The organism is Panacibacter ginsenosidivorans (assembly GCF_007971225.1).
Classification (GTDB): domain Bacteria; phylum Bacteroidota; class Bacteroidia; order Chitinophagales; family Chitinophagaceae; genus Panacibacter; species Panacibacter ginsenosidivorans.
In genome coordinates this window covers 1,319,719-1,344,602 of sequence record NZ_CP042435.1, presented here as the reverse complement: position 1 = coordinate 1,344,602, position 24,884 = coordinate 1,319,719, and the positions used below count along the sequence as shown (strand labels likewise).

General features: G+C 37.9%; 21 protein-coding genes. 10 read left to right on the top strand and 11 right to left on the bottom strand.

The window, feature by feature from the left end; translation table 11 throughout:
- Window positions 1–4 precede the first annotated feature (4 nt).
- Window positions 5–922 (bottom strand): BPSS1187 family protein, encoded by a 918-nt coding sequence (locus FRZ67_RS05560; protein ID WP_147188594.1) that lies wholly within the window; start codon window positions 920–922, stop codon window positions 5–7.
- 356 nt (window positions 923–1,278) lie between these two features.
- On the opposite strand from FRZ67_RS05560, the gene FRZ67_RS05555 reads away from it, so the two are divergent.
- Complete coding sequence (locus FRZ67_RS05555; protein WP_147188593.1) at window positions 1,279–2,895, top strand: T9SS type A sorting domain-containing protein; 1,617 nt, start codon at window positions 1,279–1,281, stop codon at window positions 2,893–2,895.
- Window positions 2,896–3,274: 379 nt separating this feature from the next.
- On the opposite strand, the gene FRZ67_RS05550 is transcribed toward FRZ67_RS05555, so the two are convergent.
- Window positions 3,275–3,499, bottom strand: coding sequence for a helix-turn-helix domain-containing protein (locus FRZ67_RS05550; RefSeq protein ID WP_147188592.1), 225 nt, complete (start codon window positions 3,497–3,499; stop codon window positions 3,275–3,277).
- A gap of 3 nt (window positions 3,500–3,502) precedes the next feature.
- The gene (locus FRZ67_RS05545) at window positions 3,503–4,036 is read right to left on the bottom strand and encodes a DUF2975 domain-containing protein (RefSeq protein ID WP_147188591.1); all 534 of its coding nucleotides are present in this window, start codon (window positions 4,034–4,036) and stop codon (window positions 3,503–3,505) included.
- 348 nt (window positions 4,037–4,384) lie between these two features.
- On the opposite strand from FRZ67_RS05545, the gene FRZ67_RS05540 reads away from it, so the two are divergent.
- A complete protein-coding gene (locus FRZ67_RS05540) occupies window positions 4,385–4,723 on the top strand; it encodes an alcohol dehydrogenase catalytic domain-containing protein (RefSeq protein ID WP_147188590.1) in 339 nt (112 codons plus the stop codon).
- Window positions 4,724–4,773: 50 nt separating this feature from the next.
- Window positions 4,774–5,433 (top strand): zinc-binding dehydrogenase, encoded by a 660-nt coding sequence (locus FRZ67_RS05535; RefSeq protein WP_147188589.1) that lies wholly within the window; start codon window positions 4,774–4,776, stop codon window positions 5,431–5,433.
- A gap of 143 nt (window positions 5,434–5,576) precedes the next feature.
- Here FRZ67_RS05535 and FRZ67_RS05530 read toward each other — a convergent pair whose 3' ends face one another.
- The 6 genes from FRZ67_RS05530 to FRZ67_RS05505 all read right to left on the bottom strand — a co-directional run bounded on the left by FRZ67_RS05530 (window position 5,577) and on the right by FRZ67_RS05505 (window position 12,584).
- The gene (locus tag FRZ67_RS05530; RefSeq protein WP_147188588.1) at window positions 5,577–6,272 is read right to left on the bottom strand and encodes a fibrobacter succinogenes major paralogous domain-containing protein; all 696 of its coding nucleotides are present in this window, start codon (window positions 6,270–6,272) and stop codon (window positions 5,577–5,579) included.
- Window positions 6,273–6,380: 108 nt separating this feature from the next.
- Entirely contained in the window at window positions 6,381–8,132 is a 1,752-nt protein-coding gene (locus FRZ67_RS05525; protein ID WP_147188587.1) for a T9SS type A sorting domain-containing protein, read from the bottom strand.
- Window positions 8,133–8,266: 134 nt separating this feature from the next.
- The gene (locus tag FRZ67_RS05520) at window positions 8,267–8,479 is read right to left on the bottom strand and encodes a YgaP family membrane protein (RefSeq protein ID WP_147188586.1); all 213 of its coding nucleotides are present in this window, start codon (window positions 8,477–8,479) and stop codon (window positions 8,267–8,269) included.
- A gap of 167 nt (window positions 8,480–8,646) precedes the next feature.
- On the bottom strand, window positions 8,647–9,273 hold the full coding sequence (locus FRZ67_RS05515) for a Crp/Fnr family transcriptional regulator (RefSeq protein ID WP_147188585.1): 627 nt from the start codon (window positions 9,271–9,273) through the stop codon (window positions 8,647–8,649).
- 189 nt (window positions 9,274–9,462) lie between these two features.
- On the bottom strand, window positions 9,463–11,778 hold the full coding sequence (locus tag FRZ67_RS05510; protein ID WP_147188584.1) for a GEVED domain-containing protein: 2,316 nt from the start codon (window positions 11,776–11,778) through the stop codon (window positions 9,463–9,465).
- Window positions 11,779–12,167: 389 nt separating this feature from the next.
- A complete protein-coding gene (locus FRZ67_RS05505) occupies window positions 12,168–12,584 on the bottom strand; it encodes a DoxX family protein (protein WP_147188583.1) in 417 nt (138 codons plus the stop codon).
- Window positions 12,585–12,964: 380 nt separating this feature from the next.
- On the opposite strand from FRZ67_RS05505, the gene FRZ67_RS05500 reads away from it, so the two are divergent.
- The 6 genes from FRZ67_RS05500 to FRZ67_RS05475 all read left to right on the top strand — a co-directional run bounded on the left by FRZ67_RS05500 (window position 12,965) and on the right by FRZ67_RS05475 (window position 20,263).
- Entirely contained in the window at window positions 12,965–14,374 is a 1,410-nt protein-coding gene (locus tag FRZ67_RS05500; protein ID WP_147188582.1) for a T9SS type A sorting domain-containing protein, read from the top strand.
- A gap of 321 nt (window positions 14,375–14,695) precedes the next feature.
- The gene (locus tag FRZ67_RS05495; protein WP_147188581.1) at window positions 14,696–14,998 is read left to right on the top strand and encodes a hypothetical protein; all 303 of its coding nucleotides are present in this window, start codon (window positions 14,696–14,698) and stop codon (window positions 14,996–14,998) included.
- 62 nt (window positions 14,999–15,060) lie between these two features.
- Window positions 15,061–16,302, top strand: coding sequence for a DUF4153 domain-containing protein (locus FRZ67_RS05490; protein ID WP_147188580.1), 1,242 nt, complete (start codon window positions 15,061–15,063; stop codon window positions 16,300–16,302).
- Window positions 16,303–16,556: 254 nt separating this feature from the next.
- Complete coding sequence (locus FRZ67_RS05485; RefSeq protein ID WP_225975516.1) at window positions 16,557–18,098, top strand: sensor histidine kinase; 1,542 nt, start codon at window positions 16,557–16,559, stop codon at window positions 18,096–18,098.
- Between the two features lie 129 nt (window positions 18,099–18,227).
- Window positions 18,228–19,577 (top strand): serine hydrolase, encoded by a 1,350-nt coding sequence (locus tag FRZ67_RS05480; protein ID WP_147188579.1) that lies wholly within the window; start codon window positions 18,228–18,230, stop codon window positions 19,575–19,577.
- Window positions 19,577–20,263 carry a LytR/AlgR family response regulator transcription factor gene (locus FRZ67_RS05475; protein ID WP_147188578.1) on the top strand — a complete coding sequence of 229 codons (687 nt, stop codon included), beginning with the start codon at window positions 19,577–19,579 and terminating at the stop codon, window positions 20,261–20,263. The genes FRZ67_RS05480 and FRZ67_RS05475 overlap by 1 nt, the downstream gene beginning before the upstream one ends.
- 198 nt (window positions 20,264–20,461) lie before the next feature.
- Here FRZ67_RS05475 and FRZ67_RS05470 read toward each other — a convergent pair whose 3' ends face one another.
- Window positions 20,462–21,334, bottom strand: a complete 873-nt coding sequence (locus tag FRZ67_RS05470) for a TIM barrel protein (protein WP_147193078.1) — start codon at window positions 21,332–21,334, stop codon at window positions 20,462–20,464.
- Window positions 21,335–21,789: 455 nt separating this feature from the next.
- Between FRZ67_RS05470 and FRZ67_RS05465 the strand changes: the two genes are divergently transcribed.
- The gene (locus FRZ67_RS05465; protein WP_147188577.1) at window positions 21,790–22,170 is read left to right on the top strand and encodes a hypothetical protein; all 381 of its coding nucleotides are present in this window, start codon (window positions 21,790–21,792) and stop codon (window positions 22,168–22,170) included.
- Window positions 22,171–22,404: 234 nt separating this feature from the next.
- Here FRZ67_RS05465 and FRZ67_RS05460 read toward each other — a convergent pair whose 3' ends face one another.
- On the bottom strand, window positions 22,405–24,819 hold the full coding sequence (locus FRZ67_RS05460; protein ID WP_147188576.1) for a TonB-dependent receptor plug domain-containing protein: 2,415 nt from the start codon (window positions 24,817–24,819) through the stop codon (window positions 22,405–22,407).
- Window positions 24,820–24,884: the final 65 nt, after the last annotated feature.

The following is a 24,884-nucleotide window of genomic DNA, read 5'->3' as shown; positions in this document are numbered from 1 at the left end:
TCTTCTAATCCTTCAGCAACCATATCCAAACCTTGCTATGCATAGGCATTATGCTTGCCATATGGTTTTGCATTCCCATATTTTGTTGCGTAGTATTTGGCACCTGTATACCAGAAATAAATATCCTGCACTGTTTTGAAAATGCATTCATGTTTTGAAAGCGACAGATAACAGACGAGTCTGCATGCATCGCAGTAAGATCATTTCTTATTTGCCGTTGTGTGTTGTAAGCATCATCATCATGAAGAAATGAGTAAAAGCTGCTGTATGGTGTTTTTGAATCTGCAGATAACCAGGGTGCAGGCATATCATAGTTTGATAAAAAATCCTGTGGACCAGAAAGCATAATAACTTTATGAACTTTGAATGCATGCCCAATATAACTTACATGCCCCGCACCTTGTGAATGCCCGGCAAGTGTAACACGCTCCCATATTATTTTATCATGATCCAGGAAATTATTCCAGCCTTCTGCAGGTCTTGTTTTAGCAAGATATATTACCAGTTTAGTGATGCGGTTAACAATACTGTTCAAAGAATCTACATTCACAGAATCAGAAACAGGTGTGCCGAAATCCAGCTCCTGCCTGAATTTATTAAACGCCTCTTTATCTATGCTGTTTATAAAAGTTGCAGTATTGCGGTTATTAGGATAGTCAATACTGATAGTATGATAACCTTCAAGCGCTGCAACACTATCGAATGATCTCATTACATCGGCGGGCCCTGTAGTACCGGGAATACTTACCAGTAATTTTTTTCCGGACCTGTTGCTCATATTAACGGTAATAAAATGGCCACTGTGTATCTTCTCCATTCCCGGGAAAGTACTGTCCGCGTTGATGTAATAACTTTTTACCTGCGCAATACTTATACCACGCGATATAATAATTGCGATCAAAAAACTAATAATGATTTTCATTGTAAGATTGGTTATAAGCTTTGGCTAAAGTAGTACGAAAGTTAGTATACAAAATCGGCGTTGAAAGAAAACATTGTTTGTCAGCTACGGTATTTACTTCATGAATATTGCTTTTTTATTTTTAGTAAGCAGCAATATTTCATGGCATCCCTGTCGTGTCAATCATTTCACCTTCAAAAGCTAAATTGAGCAACTAAATATAACAAAAGGGAATAAATGACTAACAAAGGCACAATGATCTTAATCATCTCTCAGGCAAATGTGTATCAAGTAATAGTTGTAAAAGTCTAAATAGTTTTGAACATCCGCTTTCCCTGCAAATCTTCGTCAATAGAAACTTAGTTAAACATCTTTTTATGAAACAAAGTTTTTTATGCATCATTATACTCACATGTATCATATCCGTTAAGAGTTTTGCGCAACCTGAAATCAAAGCGCAAAAAGAAATCGGTGGCAATTATAGTGACTGGTTTAGCAATATGTATTTAACAAAAGACAAAGGCATAATTGTCGGGGGGTATTCTACTTCATGTATATCCGGCGATAAAACTGAAAATATAAGAGGGGGTTATGATTATTGGATCATAAAAATGGACAGCACATATAAAATCCAATGGGATAAAACCATTGGTGGAAGTGACCAGGATTATTTATCTGATCTTCTGCAAACCAGCGATTACGGGTATCTGGTAGGCGGTTTCTCACAGTCAAACATATCGTCTGAAAAAACTGAAAATAGTAGAGGTGGTGATGATTACTGGGTAATAAGGCTGGATAGCTCAGGAACTATACAATGGGACAAAACCATTGGAGGAAATGGTACTAATGATAGGTTGACTTCTCTTCAGCAAACTACTGGCAACGGATATATATTAGGTGGCCAGTCTGATTCAAATATTTCTGGTGAAAAAACACAAGATAGCAGAGGCGGATTTGACTATTGGTTAGTAAAACTTGATAGCACAGGAAAAATTATATGGGATAAAACAATCGGCGGAAACAATACGGATGGATTAACCTCGGTTCAGCAAACCAGTGATGAAGGATATATTTTGGGTGGTTATTCCTGGTCAGATATATCAGGTGAAAAAACTGAAAATAGCAGGGGACAGGATGATTATTGGGTTGTAAAACTTGATAGCCTGGGAAACATTCAATGGGACAAAACGATTGGAGGTAGCCTTGCTGATAAGTTAAACGCTCTCCGGCAAACCAGTGATGGAGGATATATTTTGGGCGGTTATTCCACATCAGGTATATCAGGAGAAAAAACAGAAAACAGTAGGGGTAAGGAAGATTATTGGGTTGTAAAACTTGATAGCATGGGAAAGATACAATGGAACAAAACGATTGGAGGTAGCGACTATGATGAGTTAACTTCTCTTCAGGAGACCTATGATGGGGGGTATATTCTGGCAGGATATTCCTTCTCAAACATATCAGGCGAAAAAACAGAAAACAGCAGGGGAGACGAAGATTATTGGGTTGTAAAACTTGATAGCCAGGGGAATATTCAGTGGGATAAAACAATAGGAGGGAACGATCCTGATGAAGCTTATAGCGTCATAGAAATTTCAGGAAATAATTATATAGTAGGCGGCTACTCCCAATCTCGCATATCAGGAGATAAAAAAACGCATTCAAGAGGCGGTCGCGATTACTGGGGTATGAAATTAGTCTACAACAAAACAGGCAGGTTTGAAACAACGGAATTACCAAAAGAAAACAAAGCAAAAGCATCAAAACTCAACAATGGCGGCTTCACTGTTTATCCCAACCCCGCAAGAGATCAGATATACATCCAGGCTAATACTAAAGCAATTGTTTCACTTATTGACCAGTCGGGTAAAACGCTGCTTAGAAAATCAATCAATGGTAGTACGATTATCAATATTGCCGGTGTAAGTCCGGGTTTATATTATCTAAAGAATAATACTACCGGCGTAGTGCAGAAGATAATAATAAACAGGTAAAAAATATTAGGAAGAAATCTTCATTGTGCAGCATAAAACTATTATAAAGGCAAACAAGCGGAGAATTGCTTTAGTTGCGCACCTGCACTTTAAAAAAGGAATGATTATTTGACTGAAATGTAATGCTGTCAATTGTTACTGCAGTTGTTCAGTTTATTTTTTATCGTTCGTGTTCATACCCGTCCTTGCTTAAGGCATCTCAGCCGGTTCGGTTCCGGCTAAGCCGAAATTGCAGCGATGGCGCAGCCATATCGCGGCAAAGAAGCGGGTGCAGCGCCGTTGAAAGGACAAGGCCCTGCGGGCATGACCAATATACAATGTCTTTTTGCGAAGATCTGTTTGCCAAACGTTGCAGCTAGTATCCTAAAAATTACAGCAACTAAATTTGCGATTTGTTGCCTTCTTCTACATACTCAAGTATATCACCCGGCTGACAATTAAGCACTTTACAAATTGCTTCTAACGTGCTGAAACGAACAGCTTTTGCTTTGCCCGTTTTTAAGATAGAGAGATTAGCCAATGTAAGATCAACTTTTTCTGAAAGCTCATTCAGCGACATCTTTCGTTTAGCCATCATTACATCAAGATTTACAATAATCGGCATAGGTTATACGGTTAATTGGTTTTCTTCCTGCATTTCGATACCACGTTTAAATATCTGCGAGATGATATAAACAATACCTGCCATAAAAAAGTATTCATCACTGCTGTTGTTAGCCGGTAATTGTATGCCTGTATCCTGCGTGAGGTAGTAAGCATAAATCTTCCAGAAAATGGCGCTCACGATCCAAACAGCAAGCAACAGGAAGGCGATGCTTTCAAATTTTTTTTCTACTTCCATAGAAAAAGGTGTTTTAAGTTTAAGCTTCATAAGCAAGGCATAAACTACGTACCAGATAGTTGCTTTTAATGCCGAAACCGCAATGGTTAAACACATGGCGTAAGAATAATACGCAATACTTTTCTCACGAATGTTGAATATATCCAGGTTAACCTCGTACGTACGTTTCGCCCATTCAGTGTTTATAAAGCTTGCTACAAAATTGGTTAACTGGGCTCCGCAGTCAATTGAATATTTAATGGCACCCAGGAGGGCAAGAATTTTAAGGACTACTAAAATTTTTTCTGTTCTTGTTTTCATGTTAGTTTTTTTTAAATAATGATGCAATTATAGATAAATATTTATTGAAAAACAATAAATATTTATTAAATAAATTGTTATCTAATGTAGATATGAGAATACCTGGCTGTATATCAACACGCTGTAAAACTGAAATAGCAGCAGGTATTGTTGCTGCAGATGTTTATTGTTTGTGCCGGAGAAATAATAACTCCCCGGGGATGACTTATGGAGCAAGCTTTAGTATTTCATGGCATCGCCTGTTGTGTCACTCACTTGTACGTCAGGTTTTAATGGCAACTATAGGATAAACGGAATATTATGGAACTCCTCATCCTCCTAATGTTACGCAATCTTTAACTTCACACAATGCAGGCACTAACATTCGGCGGAAAAGAAATCATTGAATATAGCAACGTTCAGGATCCTCAATTGCTTCATTCAACAGATGCAATTGTAAAAATAACCATGTCCGGTATTTGTGGTTCTGATCTGCATGTATATCATGGAAGAGAAACAGGACTGGATCATGGAACAGTGATGGGGCACGAGTTTACCGGCATTGTAGAAGAAGCAGGTAGTGATGTAAAGAGATTCAAAAAAGGTACAAAAGTATTAGCCCTTTTACTACCTCATGTGGTGAATGTTTTTATTGTCGTATTGGTCTTACATGCCGCTGCGAAAAAGGAAATCTATTTGGTTGGGTAGAGAAAGGTTATGGTCTTCATGGTGCACAGGCAGGTTATCTACGCGTGCCAATGGCAGATAGTACTTTACTTCCATTAAGCAATGATCTTAATGAAAAGAAAGGGTTGTTATTGGGAGACGTTTTTTCTACAGGTTATTTCTGTGCAGACAATGCAGGCATAAAACCAAAAAATGTTTATGCAGTTGTCGGGTGCGGACCTGTAGGTCTTATGACCATCATTGCTGCAAAGCATCTTGGTGCTGAAACCGTATTTGCGATTGATGTTGTACCCGAACGATTAGCCATTGCAAAACAATTTGGTGCAGTTCCGCTTAATCCATCGCTTATTGATATTAAAGAAGAAATTCTCAACAACACACATGGTCGCGGTGCTGATGCAGTAATGGAGGTTGTTGGTAGTTCTGCTACATTGAAGATGGCTATTGATCTTCTTCGCCCCGGTGGAACCATATCATCTGTTGGTGTGCATACAGCAAACCATTTTTCTTTTTCTCCAGGCGAAGCGTATGATAAAAATCTTATTTACAAAAGCGGTCGTTGCCCTGCACACTATTACGCTGAAAAATTAATAAGAGAAGAAGTGCTGCAGCGTTATGCAATAGAAGATATTATAACACATCAATTTTTATTACAGGACGGAGCAAAGGCATACGAAGTATTCGATAAAAAACTGGACAACTGCGTAAAAGCAATTTTACAAATTTCCTGAACGAATGATTCTACATACTTAGAACAACTGTGTCACTTGTACATTCCAAACATGTATCATCATAGCGAAAACAACAGCAGAGGTTTTGTGTAGTGTTGTCTGTGGCTATCTGTTTGAATATATTACTCAGTAGTAAGAAACAATTAGTCTTTTATACAACGAACAGAGAAACCATTTGTTTTGTAATCTGTAAATCTTGAAATAGCGCCATAGAAATAAGTAAGCAATCTGTGATAAGCTGACTGCGAATCTGATTCTGTTGAACTCCACCAGTAACCATAGCCACCAACATCAAAGAAGTCGCCAAGATAATATCGTGTGCCTCCGGGAAGTGCAGTAAACCCGCTACTATTGGTAGCATCTGCATTAGGCGTAAGCCAGTGTGTAGTTCCGGTTTCTTTCATCTTTCCACCAGCCACAGTATAACCACCTAAAAATGTAGTTAATGCAGTCCACTCTGCATCACTGGGTATATGCCAACCTGCGGCGGGTGCAAGCCCCCTGGGATCATTTACAGCATACCAGTTATACAGCTTACCATAGCGTGGATCATTATTATACCAGCACCACGCTCCTGTTGTTAACTTAGCCCATTTAGCTGGATCTTTTACCTGTGGTATCTTATCTCCGTTCCTGTAATAGCTGGTCGTAAGGTCTTTTTTCATCCATACCTGTGTACCTATTATTACTGCATCAGCAGCAGTAAGATCTGAGACCGATAATTGCATTGCACTGTCATCAGTTTTTGCAAAAGCACGCATGTTTGTATTTTCCTTTTTGCAGGAAATTGCTATTAGCATAATCAATGCCGCAAGCCCTGTCTTGATTGTTGTTTTCATACCTGTATTTAATTTTTTGTTACCATAAAATTTGATTTTGAACCTGCAGTAATTACTACCACCAGCACCTATATAAAGCAGTCAAAATCCTAATTATCAAAACCATGATTATTTTATCACTGCGATTTTTTGTCTTGTAATTATTCTATTGTCTATTTCAACAATATAAATTCCTGCACTAATATTTTCTGGCAGTTGAATAATGCCTGTAGTACAGCTGCCTTTTGCAACCTGCCTGCCTGCGACAGTATATAAAGTAAAGGATGCATTGCCTTGTATGTTCTTTATGAAAATTGTTCCTCCTGCTTTTACCGGATTTGGATAAACAATTATGGCATTGTTTTCAGAAATAATTTTAGAACCGGTTTTAGCAATAACCGCTGCACAAGCTGCAGTAGTAAAGTTTTGTGTTGCGGAAAATGCAGAAGTATTATTGCCTGCGCTATCACAAATAGCCCTGATCTTCCATTCGTAAGTTGTACCACAGGTAAGTGCCCTTGCAACAAATGAATTATTAGCAGCAGGCACAAATATTTTTTTCCAGCGGTTTGTGTTTGCAGGTCTTGCCCATAATTCATATTGAAAAGCACCGCCTGCAGCAGACCAGTTTAGCCTTGCTTTGTTCGTGCTTATATTTGAAACATTCAAACCTGAAGGAGTTGCGCAAACATCAGACTGCACAAATTTTGCTGTATTACCACCAACCACATACACGTTATTATCGTTACCAATGTCAATGGCATAAGCATAACTTCCCGCAGCAGTATGCGTCCATGCAGAAGCACCGTTGCTATACACTTTACAAACTGCCATTTCAAATAATGTGCCTGCAGCCAGGTAAGCATTATTGGCTTCATCCAATTTCATTTGTGCATGCAACAGTAAAGAGTATGATGGTCCATCGGCATCTAAATTTTGCCATTGCACATTTCCGTTGCTGTCAAACTTCATAAAAGCAGCGCCAAAACTTCCTGCATTCGGGTAACCACTAATAACAGGTAAATTATCTGTACCAACTTCCACGCGGTAACCTACCATGTCATATAGCGTTTGCCATATTACGCTTCCTGTAGGTGAAAGTTTTTTTATTACGCCCCTGCCGGTTCCTGAATAATCCTGGTGTGTAACATATGTGTTGCCAAAGATATCACCGGCGGCATCTCCTATATATAAGCTAAACACTCCTGCATAATTCCAGATATTATTTCCATCAAGATCAATTTTTGCATAACCATTTACACTGCCGATAATGCCTCTGCCTGCAATAACAATTTTATTATCTGCTGTGAATTTAAAATTAAGCGGGGCACCTATGCCGGCACTGTCGTAGTATGTCCACAATGTACTGCCATCAGGTGCAAATTTCTTTACTTTCGTTACGTATCCCCGCGGACCGCTGCCCATGCCCAATACATAAATATTGTTAGCTGCATCTACTATGCATTTTTTTGTATAAGATCCGTCAAAAGAACTCTCATAAACTTTTCGCCACAATAAATTACCCGCAGGGTCATACTTCATCAATATACTTGCAGCATTTACAGGATTGGAATAACCAGATCTTACCGTGCCCGTTACAAGAATATTATTTTGATTATCTGTCTCAACCCATGTAGCTACTTCATGTCTTGTAAAATCTGTGTTATCGTAAGGCACCTGCCATAGAATATTGCCTGCAGTGTTGCGTTTGGTAAGCGTAATATCTCCACCGGGATTGTATTCCCAATCAACACTGTAAACATTGTTGAATGCGTCTGTGGCAATGGCATTGCCACGTGGCTGGTTAACCCATTCTGTTGCAACCTGTGCATTTGATATCAATGCAATGCTGCATAACAGATAAGTAATCAATTTTTTCATAGCGGTCTCAATTATTTAAAACATTATTTTTTTGAGCCCGGCAGTTGTTTCTTTAATCAGCTTCGTTGCGTCGCACACTGCAACGCCTTATTTGCTATTATGCTGGCTAAAAGCAAATACAAAAGCATAGCTGTTTATGCTTTTCTTTTTATACCACATGTGTTGATTCCAAAAATGCTGTACAGCGGGCAAAAACTTACAAGGCTGGTTAATATAAATACTCCCGCCAGTACAAGTAATACAATACCCAGTGTGCCTGCAATGGTCCCATTGTAATAAAGGAATCCAATGACCAATGCAATAAGTACGCGTATAATTCTGTCTGATTTTCCCATGTTCTTTTTCATACGTATTTTTTTATTTTTTAGTGAAGTATTGAACCAACAAAACAATACCGGTAACAATAACAATACAGCTGATGCATACCAGTAAAAATTTTATTATTTTTTGTTTCATGATTTAATAACATAAAGTTACTCAGGCACTGTTGCCTGTGCGGTGACCTCTGTCACCACTAACATATTTCTATGCTGTTGCCATGCTGTTTTACTTTGCCTTCCTGTTCCAGTCTTTTCATTACACGTGTTATTACCTCTCTTGCAGTGCCCAATTCTGTTGCAATTTGTTTGTGCGAAATTTTTAAAGGGTTAGTACAGGTAAGTTTTGAACGTTCTTTTAAAAAATGGTATAATCTATCATCCAGTTTTGTAAAAAGCAAATGATGAATAGTATCCAGCAGTTCACTGTACCTTAAATTATACATCCTGAAAAAAAGCGTATTGATAGAAGGGTATTGTTTTATCCACCCTGTAATTTTATTTACGGGTAAGAGCAAAGCATCTGTATCATCTTCGGTAATAGCAAATACTTTGCTGGGTTCATTTTTAAGACATGCGGCAAAAGACATAATACAGCTTTCTTCCGGCCTTATATAATAAAGCAGCAGTTCTTTGTCTTTATGTTGCGTATAGACTTTTATAAGCCCTTTCAGTACAACCGGTATTACTTTTACATACTGCCCTTCTCTTAATATCTCTGTATCTTTTGGTATATGTTTTAAAACAGAAGCATGCTGAATTTCTGTAACCAACGATTCATCCAGACCTGGTAATGTTTTAAATATTTCATTACTGTTTATCATGCATTCGTATTTATTAAATTCATTGATTTTAATTATTACAAAATATTTTTTACAGATGTATTTTAAAGCTCCCCAATGAAACTGCAGTACAAGTGTGCGACGCAAGTAAAGCCGAATAGTATTACTTGCAGCCGGGTACAAAAACAATAACCGGTTAAAAATCTCAACCGGTTATTGCTTCATGAGCAGTTATCGTTGAATTAATAATTTGCTGCTCTTTGTGGTATTGCCCTGCCTTAACTGAACCATGTAAAAACCATTAGAGAGTTTACTAACATCCAGTGTATTGCCTGAAAGTATTTTTGATATTACTTGTTGACCATTACTATTAGTAACTGTAACGTAAACAGGTTTCGTATTATCAAGATCATGTTGAATGTTTACATAGTTACTTGCAGGATTGGGTGTAATAATAAATGACCCCGTTTTTTTCTGAATATTTTCTGCTGCTATTAAAGTGTTTGCAATTGTTGCCGGCGGAGTCTGTATTACAAAACCATAATCTTCTGTTTCGCCTGCTGCATAAGAACCGCATGGTTGTGGCGCTGAAAGATTTTTCATGCTTACACGCATGCGGGTGGTGCCTTGTTTTGCGGTTGTGGGTACCACAAAGGATACAGCAATCCACCCGATAGAAGTGGTGGAAGTATCGATTACTTTTTCTCCCGGATCATTAAAATCTCCGTCAATATTGAAGTCTATCCAAACACTAAAAAATTCATTGTGTGTACCCGCACCATAAGATGCACTGAGATAGCCGCTAACAGTTGCACCAGGGGCAGCTTTGGTTGTGAGGTAAGTGAGGTCTGCATACCCGTTGTTATTTCCAGAGCCGCTTTGTATAGAGCCCAGCCATACAAGGTCTATCCAGTCGGCAGTTGAATTTGCACCACCGGTTGCACAATAACCTTTACCCAATGTAGTAAATTGTCTTACTGATGTATAACCAGATGGTCCGCTATTGCAAACATCTTTTATACGATAGTCATAAGTGGTACCGGGGGTTAATCCTGTTAATTTAAATCTTGTTTTATCTGTTGAAATAGTTATCCAAACCGGCGAAGTGGAAGCTTTGTATTGAATATGGTAAACAAAAGCATTTGTATTTTTTGCATATTGAATTACGGCTACATTCCGGGTAATGTTAATAGCTCTTGCCGTATCAGTAATGCCACAGGTTCCTGTTCCTGTATGATCGAAATAATGTATCACGGTGGTAAAGCTTAACCCCAATACATATAAACTGCCATCGCTTGCTGATGTAAGTGCCAATCCATTGCTTGCGGTGGAATCGTACAATGCAGACCAGGCAATAGTGCCATCAGACAGGTATTTATTTGTACCAATTGCAAGATAACCGGGGAACTGATTGCCACTTGCTTTGGTTCCTGTAACAAAGAGTTCACCTTTACTATTGCCAATGAGGTATGCCGGGAATACGTCATATGGACTAGTGTTGATCGATGCCTTGCTCCATTGCAACGCACCGCTCATATTTATTTTTAGTACCAGCCAGTCTATGAAAAAATTGGTGGCAGATGAGTAGTAACTTATAATACCTAATTCATTTGTTCCGGTAATACAAATTTTTGAGGCAAATTCACTACCCCCAAAATCATATTTATTTCTTTTAATCTGGCTGCCGCTGCTGTTGTATTGCAGCACCACTATATCTGCCCCGCTTGTTGGGCTTACTTCATTATAATTGCCCGTGAGTATATAAGAGTTGCCGGCATCGTCCAGTTCTACATCTTTACCTCCAAAATATTCTGACGTAGTTGCATACCATTTTTCATTACCCGAAGTATCGTACATAACAGACGATACATTATGATTGTACAATTCTGATGAACCTGTTAAAACGATCAGGTTCTTTTTTAAACGCATAGAACTAAAGCCATGCTGCGTACTGAAGTTGTGCGTTCTGTTCCATACCATATTACCCTGCGGATTAATTTTTACCAATACAAATCCTGAAACAGGATTGCCGCTAATATTTCCGGATGTACCAACGTATATATTTCCACCTGTATCAATTTCACTTCTGAATTTTAAAGGAGAACTGCTGTAAGGAAGGGTTAACCCGAATGATCCGGGCAAAACAAATTTCCATAAAAGATTACCATCGGGATCATACTTTAAAACTATGATGGCGTTTGGAAATTCATAAGGTGGCTGTGTGCTGATGGTATAACGGTAGCCGGTTACATACACATTATTTTGTGCATCGGTATTTACCCAAATACCTTTTTCATAGTTACTATGAATATCCGATGATGAAGATCGCTCCCATTTAAAGTTGCCAAACTTGTCGTACTTCTGTGTGTAGATAGACGAACTGGTGGTGTAGCCAGTAGCGATAACATTATCTGCATTATCACGGGCAATCATAGAACCGTTTTTAAGATAGCTGTCTGCGGTACGCACCCAGTCAAGGGAATAACTTTGAGCAAAGGAGTATATGCTAATAAGGATAGCAATCGTTAGGTGTAATATCTTTTTCATGATTAACCAGTTTAATTTTTGACAACTCTTTATTTCAGTTGATATAATGAAATCGTCCCCTGCAAATTATACTACAGGAAACAGATAAAATATGACGTAGATTAGGAGTTATAGAATTTAAAGATTCCTGCTGGTGTTATGCCCTTATGCTCTTTTGTAACAACTGGATTTGATTTTGTAACCGGCAATGAAAAAAATGAGAGGTAATCATTATTTTTCTTTATAGATATTTTATAAAGGAGTTTGCAGGGTATAAATTGTTCATTCAAAACACTTGCTGCTTAAAGTTAAAAGTGTACAAGTGAGTGACACAACCACAGCTTAATAGTTTTACTGCAGTTTAGTGCATAGATAAAAAGCTGCGTAGCCCATAAAGAAGAGCAGGATCATCATTTGCGGCCAAATGCTTTCAATGCGCCGGTACTCCATAATGCCCATATGATCAGTACCGGTTGAAAGAATAAGCGTACGAATCTTTTTGTATCAGTATCAAGTCCGAAAGCGTTTGTGTGATTGATGTATTGGGCTATATTTCCGGGAAAGATCAATACGTAAAATATAGCTAAAACAATTCCCACATTTACGCTTTGTTTTTTCCAGAAGATCATGCTTAAACCTAATGCCAGTTCAACTATACCTGATAAGATAACAACAAGGTCTTTGTTTAAAGGCATCCAATCCGGCACCTGTGCCTGGAATTCTGATCGCAAATAAGTAAGATGACCTATAGCTGCAAACACCATAAATGCGCCGAGCAGTATTCTTAAAATATTTTGCAGCTTTGTTGTTGGCACGTTAGTAAGCATAGTGTGGAAGATGTATAACGAAACTAGCTGATTTTTTTAGTATACTTTAGTTAATGCTGCGTAAAACAACCAACCGTACAAGTGAGTGACACAACCAAAGCTTCACAAATGACCCGCAGTCTGCTTACTAAATAGTCGATTTTATATATAGATAGTGATAATGGTATGTATTGATGGTGACCACTTACCATATTGCAAAAGCAAATTTCCATATGGAAAAAGTAAATTTCTTTTTACAGTTAAGAAGTAATTTCTTCTTTATAGCTTATGTGTAAAGGCAGGGATGTTGTGAAGCCACAGGGATTAAATATTCTGATAGATTTTATTTTGTCGCATCAATAAATAAAATATATTTATCAGGTAAACCTAAAACTTAATGTATGCCTGCCCTACGAAACCTGCTCAACCTTTTCTTATCTACATTACTTTCCCTGCAAACTGTAAACGCACAAAGTGGAAACACGGATACTGCTGTTTACCAATATCAAACGCCTGGAAGTAGTATCTGGATCAACAGTTCTATGAATGTGTCAACCTATAACAGCGATTGCAAATACAGCCAAATTGAAACATATTTATGGAACGATATAAGTGCAACCTGGTATAACTACAGTAAAGTAACCTACTCGTACGATGCAGCAGGAATTTTGTTGCAGGAATTAGACCAGCAATGGAACAATGTGGCAAGTGATTGGCAAAATCAAAACCTGATAAAATATACAACTTCCGGTAACATCAAAAAGAGGAGTACAGCCCAGTGGAATAGTATAGATAATCAATGGCACAAAACTGAACTTGATGTAGATTCAGTAGATGGCAATGGCAATGTTGTTAAGAATGCGATATGGTTTGGAGTAAATGACACATTGCAGCCGGCTTCCCGTACTAAATATCTTTATAATGAGCAACAACAAAAAGCAGGTGAGTTATCATATCAAATAACGAACGGAATTTATAATAAGAGTAAATACAATTATACAAACAATGATCTTTCTGTCGAAGTGAAAGGTCTTTATCGTTTTAATGAACAAGACCCGTGGCAAAATAGCACAAAAGATTTCACAAATCTTTCGGCTGTTACAAAGCTTAAATCTTTTCACTTACTGCAAATCTATGCAGATGGTCAGTGGTATAATATTTACCGTGATTCATTTACCTACACAAACAATAATCAACTCAATACAGCTTATCATCAATACTGGGATTTTTACGTAGACAGTGCGTGGAAAAAGTTTTATATCGACCAACAGGATTACTATAAAGACGGTTCCCTGCATCACGTTTATTCCGTTCCATGGGGCGAAAACCCTTACGGGAATTACTGTTCTAAAGTCACTTACACGCATCATGGTTGTATGCTTCAGTTGCAGGCAATTACAGATGATGAGCATGCAAGATATTCTTCTGCTTTGCGTCAAGGCAGCAATAAATATATTTTTGATGCTTTGCCTGTTAAATATTCGAAAACTAAGAGCATTGTACCCCATTATATGCTTGTTACCCGCAAAGCATCATTGCAGGCTACAGTATCAGCAAATGCAATAACACCTGCATCAGGCGTTATTGTTTATCCCAATCCAGCAAAAGATTATGTGAAGTTGCAGGTTACAGATATGTCGTTGCGTAATGCGCATATAGTATTGACCGACATATCTGGTAAAACAGTTTATACAGGTGTTTATAATAATACCACACAAACAATTCAATTGCCAAAACTTACTGCTGGCATATATCTTTTACATCTTCAGTCAGGCACCAAAATAATTACACAAAAGTTGGTAATAAAATAATATTTCAATAAAATATTTGTTGGGTAAATAACCTTACTGACGCAGACCTCCCTGATTGTGCCTGCTCGTTATTTTTTTCACCCATTCACACCGCCATGTATAACACAACAAGATGGCACTGTGCCCAATAGATAATCCAACCGCACAAGTGAGTGACACAACCACAGCTTAACAGCCCCTCACAGCCTGCTACAGAAAAATCGTTGTAATACCACCAAATCTTCCTTAAGAGAAAAATAATTTAAATTTACTTTGTAATTCAAAGTACTTTTAATAGTATTGCATTCTCAAATAGTTTGTAAGCTATAAATCATTCTCAACATGGAAACAAAAACATTTAGCGCTGTCACTTCCATATCAATGATATTAACCCTTGCGGCAGCAGTGCTCAGCATTATTGGTATTGCAATCACTGGTCTTTACCCTGGCATCATTGTGTTATTGCTAGTGGCGCTTATTCCAATTGCTTCTAAGGTTTATGCTAAAAAAATTACTGACAAGTCAAATGATGTTCAGAGAAATTATTACACAACATGTACAGTGATTAATTTTCTATTGATCCTGGTAGTGTTATGGATGAGTTTTGTGATCCTCGTGGATCGTGTTTTCCCTACATTTTCATAACCGGTGTTTAGCCTGACGAATTGATATGTTTTGTGCATTCATGCAACACTTAAAAATATTTTATGAGAGAAGAGATCATGATGAACATTGACAACCCGGGGCAATTGGAGAGACTTTACCGGGATAATAAAACAGGTTTCAGAAAAGCGTTCAATGCTGTTTATACCGGCATCCGGGAGCATACAGTGGCACAGGTATGGCATGAACGGTTAAATTATGAGCAGGAAGAAATTACCTGGGGTACAAGGAAGGAACTGATCTTTGTACTCTCCGCATGTTTCATAGCAGGGCTCATCGCAAAAATTCCGGATTATACACAACTGGATCCCGAACAGTTTTACACAAGAAATATTGCCTTTATTGTTTTTCCATTGCTGACTGCATACTTTGCATGGAAACAGAAGATCAATACCAAAAAACTGATGTTCATTGCAACAGTGTACCTTGTTACAGGCGTATATATTAACCTGCTTCCCGGCACTACAAGCGACACACTCATCTTGGCCTGTATCCACCTCCCGTTGTTTTTATGGGCAGTGCTTGGTTATACATTTACAGGCAACGATCCGGGGAACTTTCAGAGACGTCTTGATTTTCTAAGATATAACGGCGACATGATCGTAATGACAGGGCTCATACTCATTGCAGGTGGAGCACTTACAGCCATAACATTTAATTTGTTCAACTTAATTGATCTTAAAGTAGATACTTTTTTTGAGCAATACGTCGCGGTCTGGGGGCTTCCTGCTGCGCCTATCATCGCAACCCAATTAGTGCGCACCAATCCACAGTTGGTCAACAAGATTTCGCCGGTGATTGCAAAACTATTTACGCCATTGGTGCTGATCATGCTTACCCTCTACCTGGTTGCCGTAATTATCACTGGAAAAGATCCTTATAACGACAGGGAATTTTTGTTAATCTTTAATGCACTGTTGATCGGGGTGATGGCAATCATTTTTTTCTCCATTGCAGAAAACCAAAAAAATCGGCAAAGCAGGATCAGCGAATGGTTATTGTTCGGTTTATCAATCGTAACGGTTATTGTAAACGGCATTGCACTCTCAGCCATCATATTCAGGATTTTCGAATTTGGAATAACCCCAAACAGGCTTGCTGTTTTAGGCGGCAATATCCTGATGCTGGTCAACCTGCTTATTGCTACATATTGGCTTTATAAGACAATTAAAGACAGCAATGAAATAGAGAAGGTAGAAAATAGTATTGCTGCTTTTCTGCCAATATATGCAGCATGGGCACTCGTGGTAATTTTTGTTTTACCGGTAATGTTCAATTTCAGTTAATGCGGGCAAATGAGCATTACTGTTGGTTGAAGAATGATAAACCGGGCGTACGGTAATACGCTGATGTTGCGCAAAGAACAGAACGTACAAGTGAGTGACACAACGAAGCTTAATGGCATTACAAAAGCTTGCTACAAAAAGATATCATAAACCTATACTGTTGTGTACATATTGCCGGTTTTATCACATTATAGAAGGTTTCGTCACATTTTAAAATAACCAGCTAATGCATTGTGTAAACTTGCATCAACATAATGCAAACAGCAATGAATCAACAGGTGGAAAATATTAAGTGGCGAAAACAAGAACTGGTATTTGTAACAGCAATAGCTGCTATTGCATTGGCAGGAAGAATGTGGTATGTGATGCATCACCAAAACCAATTGCAAACTCCGTTTAATGAAACAAATACTCCGTTTAACTTATACAGGAATGTAATTATTCCTGATATTTCAGGAGGCTTAATGCTCTACCTGGTTTACCTGTTACTTAACCTATATACACTGCCGCTTATAAAAAGCATTCGGGAGAAAAAAAGTTATAGATACGCCGGGCCTGTTTTACAGATAAGCATATCAATAATAATACTTGGGTTTGTAATAAACATTGCAGAATACTACGTAAGGCAGTGGCAATTTAACTACCCGGAATTTTCAATATTCTTTGATAAGAATAATCCAAAATCTCAAATGAATATAGCAGGTAATTTTTTTGTTGCTGCTGCTATTATTGTTGCGTATCTATTGTACCAGTTTATTAGAGAATATATCATTAGCATTTTAGAAAGATCAAAGCAAAAGGCATATAATATCTCTGTTTGCAATAAAGTAACTGTTTTCGTTTTTACGATTTTCGCGGTACATTTTTTTCTTACCACATTTGAATTCTTCCAGGAACGTGATGAGTTTGCGAAATACATTTTTGTTGTAAGCAGCATGTTTGCCATATTCGTAAGTAATGTTTACTGGTTATTCCCGCTGAAAGGAAACGATTCATTTTTCAGCAGCAGGATACTGATAAGATTACTAAGTACATCTTTTGTTTATGCAGTTCCGCTAACTGTATTGGTACATGAGAACGGACCTCTTGCTATGTTGTATAGCTGGGCGTTGCAATTGTTTATTGTTACTCCTTTAACATGGATTTATTTTACGTATAACAAAGAAAGCATACTGCGTTTGCGTACTGCAGAAAAGGAGCTTGAACAATCAAAAGCAGATCTTCAGTTTCTGCGCTCACAGGTAAACCCACATTTCCTCTTCAATACATTAAATACTTTATATGGCACTGCTTTACAGGAAAACGCAGAACGCACTGCAGAAGGCATACAAATGCTGGGAGATATGATGCGTTTTATGCTGCACGAGAACAACCGCGATTTTATCAACATGCAAAAAGAAACAGGCTATTTAAAGAACTATATAGCGCTACAAAAACTTCGCATAGCGACAAGTAATGATATTGCTATTACAGACAATATTGAAACTGCACAATGCAATCATATGATCGCACCTATGGTATTGATACCACTCGTGGAGAATGCTTTTAAACATGGTATTAGCCTGCAGGAAAGATCATGGATAAACATACAGCTTGTGTGCAACGAAACTTCCATAGTATTTGAAGTAAGCAATAGTGTACATGTAAAACAAGCAGCTGATACAGAAAAAGACAAAAGTGGCATCGGGCTTAACAATGTAAGAGAAAGGCTGAAACATATTTATCCGGGCAGGTTTGATTTCTTAATAACCGGGAAAGAAAATGAATTTACTGTAAAGCTTTCTATTACACCATAGAAATTATTCGCTAATAAAACTGTTGTCATGTAAACGGAACGTTGAACCGGCGTGGCAAGAGGCGATGCTATGTAAAACACAAAACTGGTACTATTGATAATTATACACAACAAAAATAAATTGATACAAATGAAAACTTTAATACTATTATTATTTCTATCTCCATTAACTGCTTTAGCACAAGACACAACCACAAAAAAATTAGAGGAAGTAATGAGTGCATACAATAAGGCTGGTCACTTTAATGGTTCTGTACTGGTTGCTGTCCACGGAAATATTTTATTACAAAATGGTTATGGCATAAAGAACGCGGAAGAAAAAAGTTTTAATGATAAAAACACCATTTACCAGATTGCATCTGTTACAAAACAATTTACTGCAACAGTTATATTAAAGCTTATACAGGAAAAAAGAATGACGCTGCAGGACAAGCTGAGTAAGTATTACAAAGGTTTTCATAATGGAGACAGTATAACAATAGAACAACTGCTTACGCACACATCAGGGCTACACAATTTTACAGAAGAAGACACTACAATAGCTGTAACAGACGAGCAACATTTTATTCCTTACTTGCAAAAGCTAAAACCAGATTTCGCACCAGGCGCAAAATGGAATTACAGTAATACAGGTTATGTAATGCTGGGCTTCATTATACAAAAAGTAAGTGGTATGAGTTATTGGCAGGCTGTAAGAAAATATATTTTTGACCCATTGCAAATGCAGAACAGTGGCTTCGATTTTGCACAACTTTCAAACAGAAGCAAAGCTGTTGGATACGATACATTAAATGACACCATACAACAGCGTGCAAACATTACCGATTCTTCTGTGCCCTTTGGTGCAGGTGCTATTTATTCAACTGTCGGGGACTTGTATAAATGGCATAAAGGTTTACAGGATTACAGGATCATTGATAGTGCATTAATGAACAAAGCTTATACGGCATGCGCACTCAGCAATTATGGTTATGGCTGGCAGATAGATTCTGTATATGGCAGAAAGATGGTTTCTCACAGCGGTGCCATCAGTGGCTTTGGAAGCAATATTGCACGCATACCTGCAGATGATATTTGCATTGTATTGCTTAGTAATAAAAGCGGTTCCACTTTTGATGTAATGCACATTACCAACAAACTGCTCGCTGTGCTTTACAATCAGCCTTATGCTATTCCTAAAAAAAGAACTGCGGTTACTTTAAGCACTGACATTATAAAACAGTATGTGGGTACGTACGAAGTAGCAGACATGCATGTGACCATTGAAGTAAGTATCAACGACAACACACTTATAGCACAGCCACAAAGAGATGGACATCCCGGCCCAACCTCTGTTATGCTTGCTGCAGATGAAACGCATTTTTTTGATTCCAGGGATGATGAACTCGAAATAACCTTTAATAAAGATGATGCAGGCAACATAAAAGGAATGACTATTTTACAGGCTGATAAAATAAAATTTGCACAAAAAATAAAATAATGCTTACTGCTATTGCTATAGATGACGAGCCCGTTGCACTGCAAGTTATAAAAAGTCATGCTGCCAAAATACCTTTCATTAACCTGAAAGCCTGCTACACCAATGCATTTGAAGCAATTGACCTGTTGCGAAATGAGAAGATAGACCTGTTATTCCTCGATATAAAAATGCCCGACATATCAGGGATAGATTTTCTGCAATCTATTCCTGTAAAACCAATGGTCATATTCACAACAGCTTACAGCGAACATGCGTTGCAAAGTTTTGAACTCGATGCTATTGATTATTTATTAAAACCTTTTTCGCTTTCCCGTTTTTTAAAAGCATGTAACAAAGCAAATGAACAATACAGTTTGCGTAATGCAAACGCAACATCAAACAACGAAACTATTTTTATTAAAAGCGGTGCTGAGCAGGTGCGTGTTTCTATAAACGATATTCTTTATGTAGAAAGCAATGGCAATTATGTGCAGTTTGTATTGCCTGGTAAAAAGATCACTTCAAGGCTTACCATGAATGAAGCAACAATGCTGCTGCCTGGTTCATTATTTATACGCATTCACCGCTCTTATATTGCCGCAAAAAAACACATTACTAAAATTGAAAAGAATAACGTATTGGTAAACAAAGAAGAATTACCAATCGGCGCAAATTATGTTAATGATGTAATGAGTATCGTTAAATAAATTTTTTAACTACATTGAATGCTTAATTATTAAGCAGTCCGCGACAATTACAATAAAAGCAATGAGGCTTGCAGATAATGATTAATGCCCAATAAAGTATCAGAGCGCACAAGTGAGTGACACAACAGGCGATGCTATAAAATACAAAAGCCCGTAAACAAACGAGCTTTTATTTTAATACATAAACGTGTTACGTTTTTATGAAATTTCCTTAAGATAATTTGCGCATCCCTGCATAATGCTGGGGTCAGATTCCATCTCTACAAAAACATATTTTAAACCACCTGTTTTAGCTGCTACAAAAAAATCTTTCCAATCAACAATGCCGGTACCCATAACCACCTCCTTTGTATTATCTGAGGGACTATAATCCTGGAGGTGCGCCGAAATAAAACGACCGGGAAATTTGCGAAAATAATCCTGTGCTTTATAACCTGATGTAATAGCGGCTACCTGGAACTGCATCTTTACCAGGGATGCATCGAGGTGTTCGAGCATAATATCATATTGTGGACGACCATCTATCTTTTCATCAAACTCACCATTGTGGTTGTGGTAACCTGCGATCATGCCACCTTTCTTCACCATTTCGCCAACATGATTCATCTGGTCGCAACGTTTCTTTATTTCATCTGCTGTCTTTGCGCCAAGACCGCCGGAGCAGACCATGCATTTTAAACCCAACTGGTTTGCAAACTCTATACGTTCGGCAAGGCTGGCATCATCTGTAATTTCCTGCCACGTAAAATGACAACTGGTGGTTTCAAGACCCGCATCGTTGGTGATCTTTTTTAGTTCTTTGCCGGAATACTTTACAAGAGGTGTGAAGGGTCCCTGGTAACCTTTGGGGCTGCACCATTCTACATTCTTATAACCATAGCTGGCGAGTCTGCTCATCGTTTCATGTGGCTGGTTGGAGATTTCTTCTCTGAAAACATAAGACTGAAAACCAATAGGCATAGCAATGCCTTTCTTTTTTGCCAAAGCAAAAACAGGTGAGGAGATTGTTGAAGCCAACCCTGTTGCAGCCACGCCTACAGCAGCTTTACCTAAAAAAGATCTTCTGTTCATAATAATAATTTTATGGTGATAGTTTATAAAGTTAAACTATCAGAAATATAAGCCGGAATTTTTGTAGGCAATGTTTTTTAAACAAATTGCTGGTGCAGCGAAAGCATGACTTTATGCATAGTAAGTTTTTTTGTAGCAGGCATTTCTTTGTGGCAGGCTGCTGTGCACATGGCATCGCCTGTTGTGTCACTCACTTGTGCGTTCTGTTTTTATAGCAGCAGGTTGGTAAAAATTAGTGACGGGATTTTTAATAATGCAAATAAGTAAAGTAAGCCACAGGTCCGGAGAGTTGCTACAGCAGGCTATAGACTAAAAAAAACCTTTGCATTAAGCAATAAAACAATAAGTAAATGATGAGTTATATCAGTGCTTTATTTGACGGGGATCATATTTATTCTGTAAGTATTCTTACAATTTTGAAGCATACAACGAAATAAACATTTAAAATTAGTATTATGACTTACACAAACGCATCTAACCTTAGCGTAGAACATGGAGTATGGCTGGGTTCGCTTGACTTTTATGAAAAAGAACTTGATATACTGGAAAACCGTCTTGCAGAAGTGGCAGAAAAAAATACAGATGCAGAAGCAAAGGCAGGTATTGAGCATTTTCAAAACCAGTTTATTGTACAGCGCAATAATATTGGTGAGCTGAAGCATACAGTGAATGAACATGCACATCTTGTTTTTGAAGACGCTAAGCATCATGCAGGGCACGTAGAGCAAGCACGTGTGGATGATCATAAAAAAATTGATGACGCTGTAAAGACGTTTGAAAAAGTGATCAAAGATCTAAGGCATGAGTTTAATACTTTCCTGTCTAAATGGATGTGAGTTATCAATTTGGTAGTTTTTTAAAAAGAGTTTTTATGGTGCGTTGAATACGCACCATTTTTTTGTTGAATGATATGGTAATTCTTAGTTATGTGGAAAGTAATTGTATGTACATAGACATAGATAAAAGCTGCACCGCAGACCGAACGTACAAGTGAGTGACACAACAGCAGATGCTATGAAAACATTGGCTGGTCTCACAAAAATTGTAATGATATATGTTTATTATCTTGTTTACCTGCTTTGTACGGTAATGGTTTTGTGAATAATATCTCCGTTTTGGGTAATGCCTGTAACGGAAATATTATAAGTTGAAGGAACATCGCTGCTATAAAAGGTAAGAGTGGTATTACCGGCACCTGCAGTAAAGTAATTCCCATTCCAAAAAATAGTAGAGCGCGTGTCTGTAGTAGCAGGAGCCTTTTTATCTTTATGATCGTAGCTGATAATGGGGAAAATAGCTGGGCTGCTGACACCATTGAGGTAAAACATTTTCATGTTATTGTTATTAGAACCAAGATCGCGGATCTTATTGGATAAATTAATAAGGATTACACCATTCGCTCCTCGTACGCCGTAATTGGCAGCGGCGCCATCCTTTAAAACTTCTATGAAATCAATATCTTTTGGATTAAGCGCATGTAAATAACTCATTACCGGGCTGACATTTCCAACGCCATCGGGTGACATAACGATGGGCGCACCTTCAACAAGCACCAACGGTTCTGAACTGGCACTTGGTGACTTAAATGCATTTAGCCCGTGAATAACAAGAAAGCCATTTAAGAGTTGCAGACCGCTGATTCGTAAAATAGCCACATCTACCGGGGTTCTTCCGTCAAGATCTTTGGCCGTAAGAAGAGCAGAGTAAGGGCTAACTCTTTTTGATTCGTCGAAGTCAGCAATAGTTTTTACTGAAACAGGAGGTAATTGCCTGCCTTCTGCGTTTGTCCATTTTGCATTAATGTAAGTATTGATTTTTTGGCTGGCTCTCCTGGGATCAATATCAGGATATTGTTTTAAGGCACCAGGTGTGGTGAGTTTGGGAAAAGTAATTGCATCAATGACAACCTTGCTGTTAATAACACGGTTGTTGTTAAGGTCTTTTATTTCCAGCGCTATTTGCAAGCTATCGGGACGATGGTCTATTGGAAACAGAAAACGGCCTTCATTATTGGTAGTATCAATATCAAATAAATCTTTACTGCCTGAATTGGAAATCAACATGACAGATTTATCAGCCAGAGGAATGTTTTTATCGCTTAGAACAGTTCCTTTGATAAATAAAAGACTGTCGTCTGCAGGAGTAACGGATGTTATATTCTTTTTATTAAGTGATTGATAAGTGTCATGCCTGGTAAGCATCATCATATCTATATCATCATCAGTAAAACAACTGTTACCGGCTAAGAATAAATTATCAACCGCCTGTAAATTAAAAGAAGTATTGCTGAAGCAAGATTCTTTCCTGGCAGTAAAAAGAGAATCGCTTACAGAAATAGCAAGCAGTGACGGAATAGCATTTTGTGCTGTATCCGTTATGGATAAATTGAGCGATATTTTATCGTGTTTAGCATAGATATTTTTATCAGCAGCTACAGTAGTGTGCAAATTATTGCTGGTTACATAAACCGTTCTTTCACTCAACAATTTAAAGTCTTTTGAAAAGAGATAGAATGTTGTAATGCCCGGTGGCAATTTTGTTTCTTCTACCGTTACTTCACACAAACCTTTACCAATGCCTGCAAAGACCAAACTATCTTTTGAGATACCTAATATATAGGTCGGCGTTTCTTTTGAATAAATAGAATCCCCCAACAATATTCTAAGTTTAAATGAACCTGGCTGATGCGAAACTGATATTTGCCCTGCATAATAATTGAAGGCGGGTAAAAAATAACTAATGTCTTTTCCGTTCCAGGTTATTACGGCCCTGTACCTTCTGTAACCGGAAGGTTCAAAATCAAATTTTGCGAGGCCGGTTGAGTTGGTGGTAAAGTGTGCTACAATTGTGTCGCGATTGTCTTTTATAATACCTTCAACATGTAGTGGTTCACCATTATTATTAATTGCCTGCAATGCCACTGTTGAATTAATACCTGTCATTATGCTGCCACCTTCCGGGTAAAATGTAATGGCAGGCATATCATCCCGGGTCATGGTTTTTTTTTCTGTTTTAATTACAATATTATCGTTTGTTTTTCCAAAGACATATAGTGGCTTTACGGCAATTTCACCTGTATCATGTTCGGCCATTTGCCTTGTGTATGCACGAAGCCAGTAATAGCCGGTAGGTAATGAGTCAGGCAATGCAATGCGTGCACTAAGTTGTTTATTAGTTGCATCTAAGATTATCTTCTTTATAATGCTGTCTTTGTCATTTACTACATCTGCAAAAAGATATTTGCTTTTGCTGCTTGTTTTTTGCGAAACGGCGTTTAGCAAAAATGTTTTGAACCAGATGTATTCACCGGCTCCATAAACAGACCGGTCTGTTATAAGGTATGCACGTTCTTTTTCGTTCGTTCTGATGGCGGCAATAAATTTTGCGGAGAAACTGTCTAATGTATTCATGTTTGCATCCTGCGCTTTTGCAGAAGACATAAAAGCACAAAACAACAACAAGTAAATTACTTTATTGAAACACATGGCTGCAGTTAGTTTCAATAAATATATACCATTTTTATTTGTGCGTGATAAAATGAAATAAAGCC

Excerpts from the sequence above, each read along its gene's own strand:
- FRZ67_RS05560 (WP_147188594.1), bottom strand. The coding sequence starts at position 922 with ATGAAAATCATTATTAGTTTTTTGATCGCAATTATTATATCGCGTGGT.
- FRZ67_RS05555 (WP_147188593.1), top strand. The coding sequence starts at position 1,279 with ATGAAACAAAGTTTTTTATGCATCATTATACTCACATGTATCATATCC.
- FRZ67_RS05550 (WP_147188592.1), bottom strand. The coding sequence starts at position 3,499 with ATGCCGATTATTGTAAATCTTGATGTAATGATGGCTAAACGAAAGATG.
- FRZ67_RS05545 (WP_147188591.1), bottom strand. The coding sequence starts at position 4,036 with ATGAAAACAAGAACAGAAAAAATTTTAGTAGTCCTTAAAATTCTTGCC.
- FRZ67_RS05540 (WP_147188590.1), top strand. The coding sequence starts at position 4,385 with ATGCAGGCACTAACATTCGGCGGAAAAGAAATCATTGAATATAGCAAC.
- FRZ67_RS05535 (WP_147188589.1), top strand. The coding sequence starts at position 4,774 with ATGGCAGATAGTACTTTACTTCCATTAAGCAATGATCTTAATGAAAAG.
- FRZ67_RS05530 (WP_147188588.1), bottom strand. The coding sequence starts at position 6,272 with ATGAAAACAACAATCAAGACAGGGCTTGCGGCATTGATTATGCTAATA.
- FRZ67_RS05525 (WP_147188587.1), bottom strand. The coding sequence starts at position 8,132 with ATGAAAAAATTGATTACTTATCTGTTATGCAGCATTGCATTGATATCA.
- FRZ67_RS05520 (WP_147188586.1), bottom strand. The coding sequence starts at position 8,479 with ATGAAAAAGAACATGGGAAAATCAGACAGAATTATACGCGTACTTATT.
- FRZ67_RS05515 (WP_147188585.1), bottom strand. The coding sequence starts at position 9,273 with ATGATAAACAGTAATGAAATATTTAAAACATTACCAGGTCTGGATGAA.
- FRZ67_RS05510 (WP_147188584.1), bottom strand. The coding sequence starts at position 11,778 with ATGAAAAAGATATTACACCTAACGATTGCTATCCTTATTAGCATATAC.
- FRZ67_RS05505 (WP_147188583.1), bottom strand. The coding sequence starts at position 12,584 with ATGCTTACTAACGTGCCAACAACAAAGCTGCAAAATATTTTAAGAATA.
- FRZ67_RS05500 (WP_147188582.1), top strand. The coding sequence starts at position 12,965 with ATGCCTGCCCTACGAAACCTGCTCAACCTTTTCTTATCTACATTACTT.
- FRZ67_RS05495 (WP_147188581.1), top strand. The coding sequence starts at position 14,696 with ATGGAAACAAAAACATTTAGCGCTGTCACTTCCATATCAATGATATTA.
- FRZ67_RS05490 (WP_147188580.1), top strand. The coding sequence starts at position 15,061 with ATGAGAGAAGAGATCATGATGAACATTGACAACCCGGGGCAATTGGAG.
- FRZ67_RS05485 (WP_225975516.1), top strand. The coding sequence starts at position 16,557 with ATGCAAACAGCAATGAATCAACAGGTGGAAAATATTAAGTGGCGAAAA.
- FRZ67_RS05480 (WP_147188579.1), top strand. The coding sequence starts at position 18,228 with ATGAAAACTTTAATACTATTATTATTTCTATCTCCATTAACTGCTTTA.
- FRZ67_RS05475 (WP_147188578.1), top strand. The coding sequence starts at position 19,577 with ATGCTTACTGCTATTGCTATAGATGACGAGCCCGTTGCACTGCAAGTT.
- FRZ67_RS05470 (WP_147193078.1), bottom strand. The coding sequence starts at position 21,334 with ATGAACAGAAGATCTTTTTTAGGTAAAGCTGCTGTAGGCGTGGCTGCA.
- FRZ67_RS05465 (WP_147188577.1), top strand. The coding sequence starts at position 21,790 with ATGACTTACACAAACGCATCTAACCTTAGCGTAGAACATGGAGTATGG.
- FRZ67_RS05460 (WP_147188576.1), bottom strand. The coding sequence starts at position 24,819 with ATGTGTTTCAATAAAGTAATTTACTTGTTGTTGTTTTGTGCTTTTATG.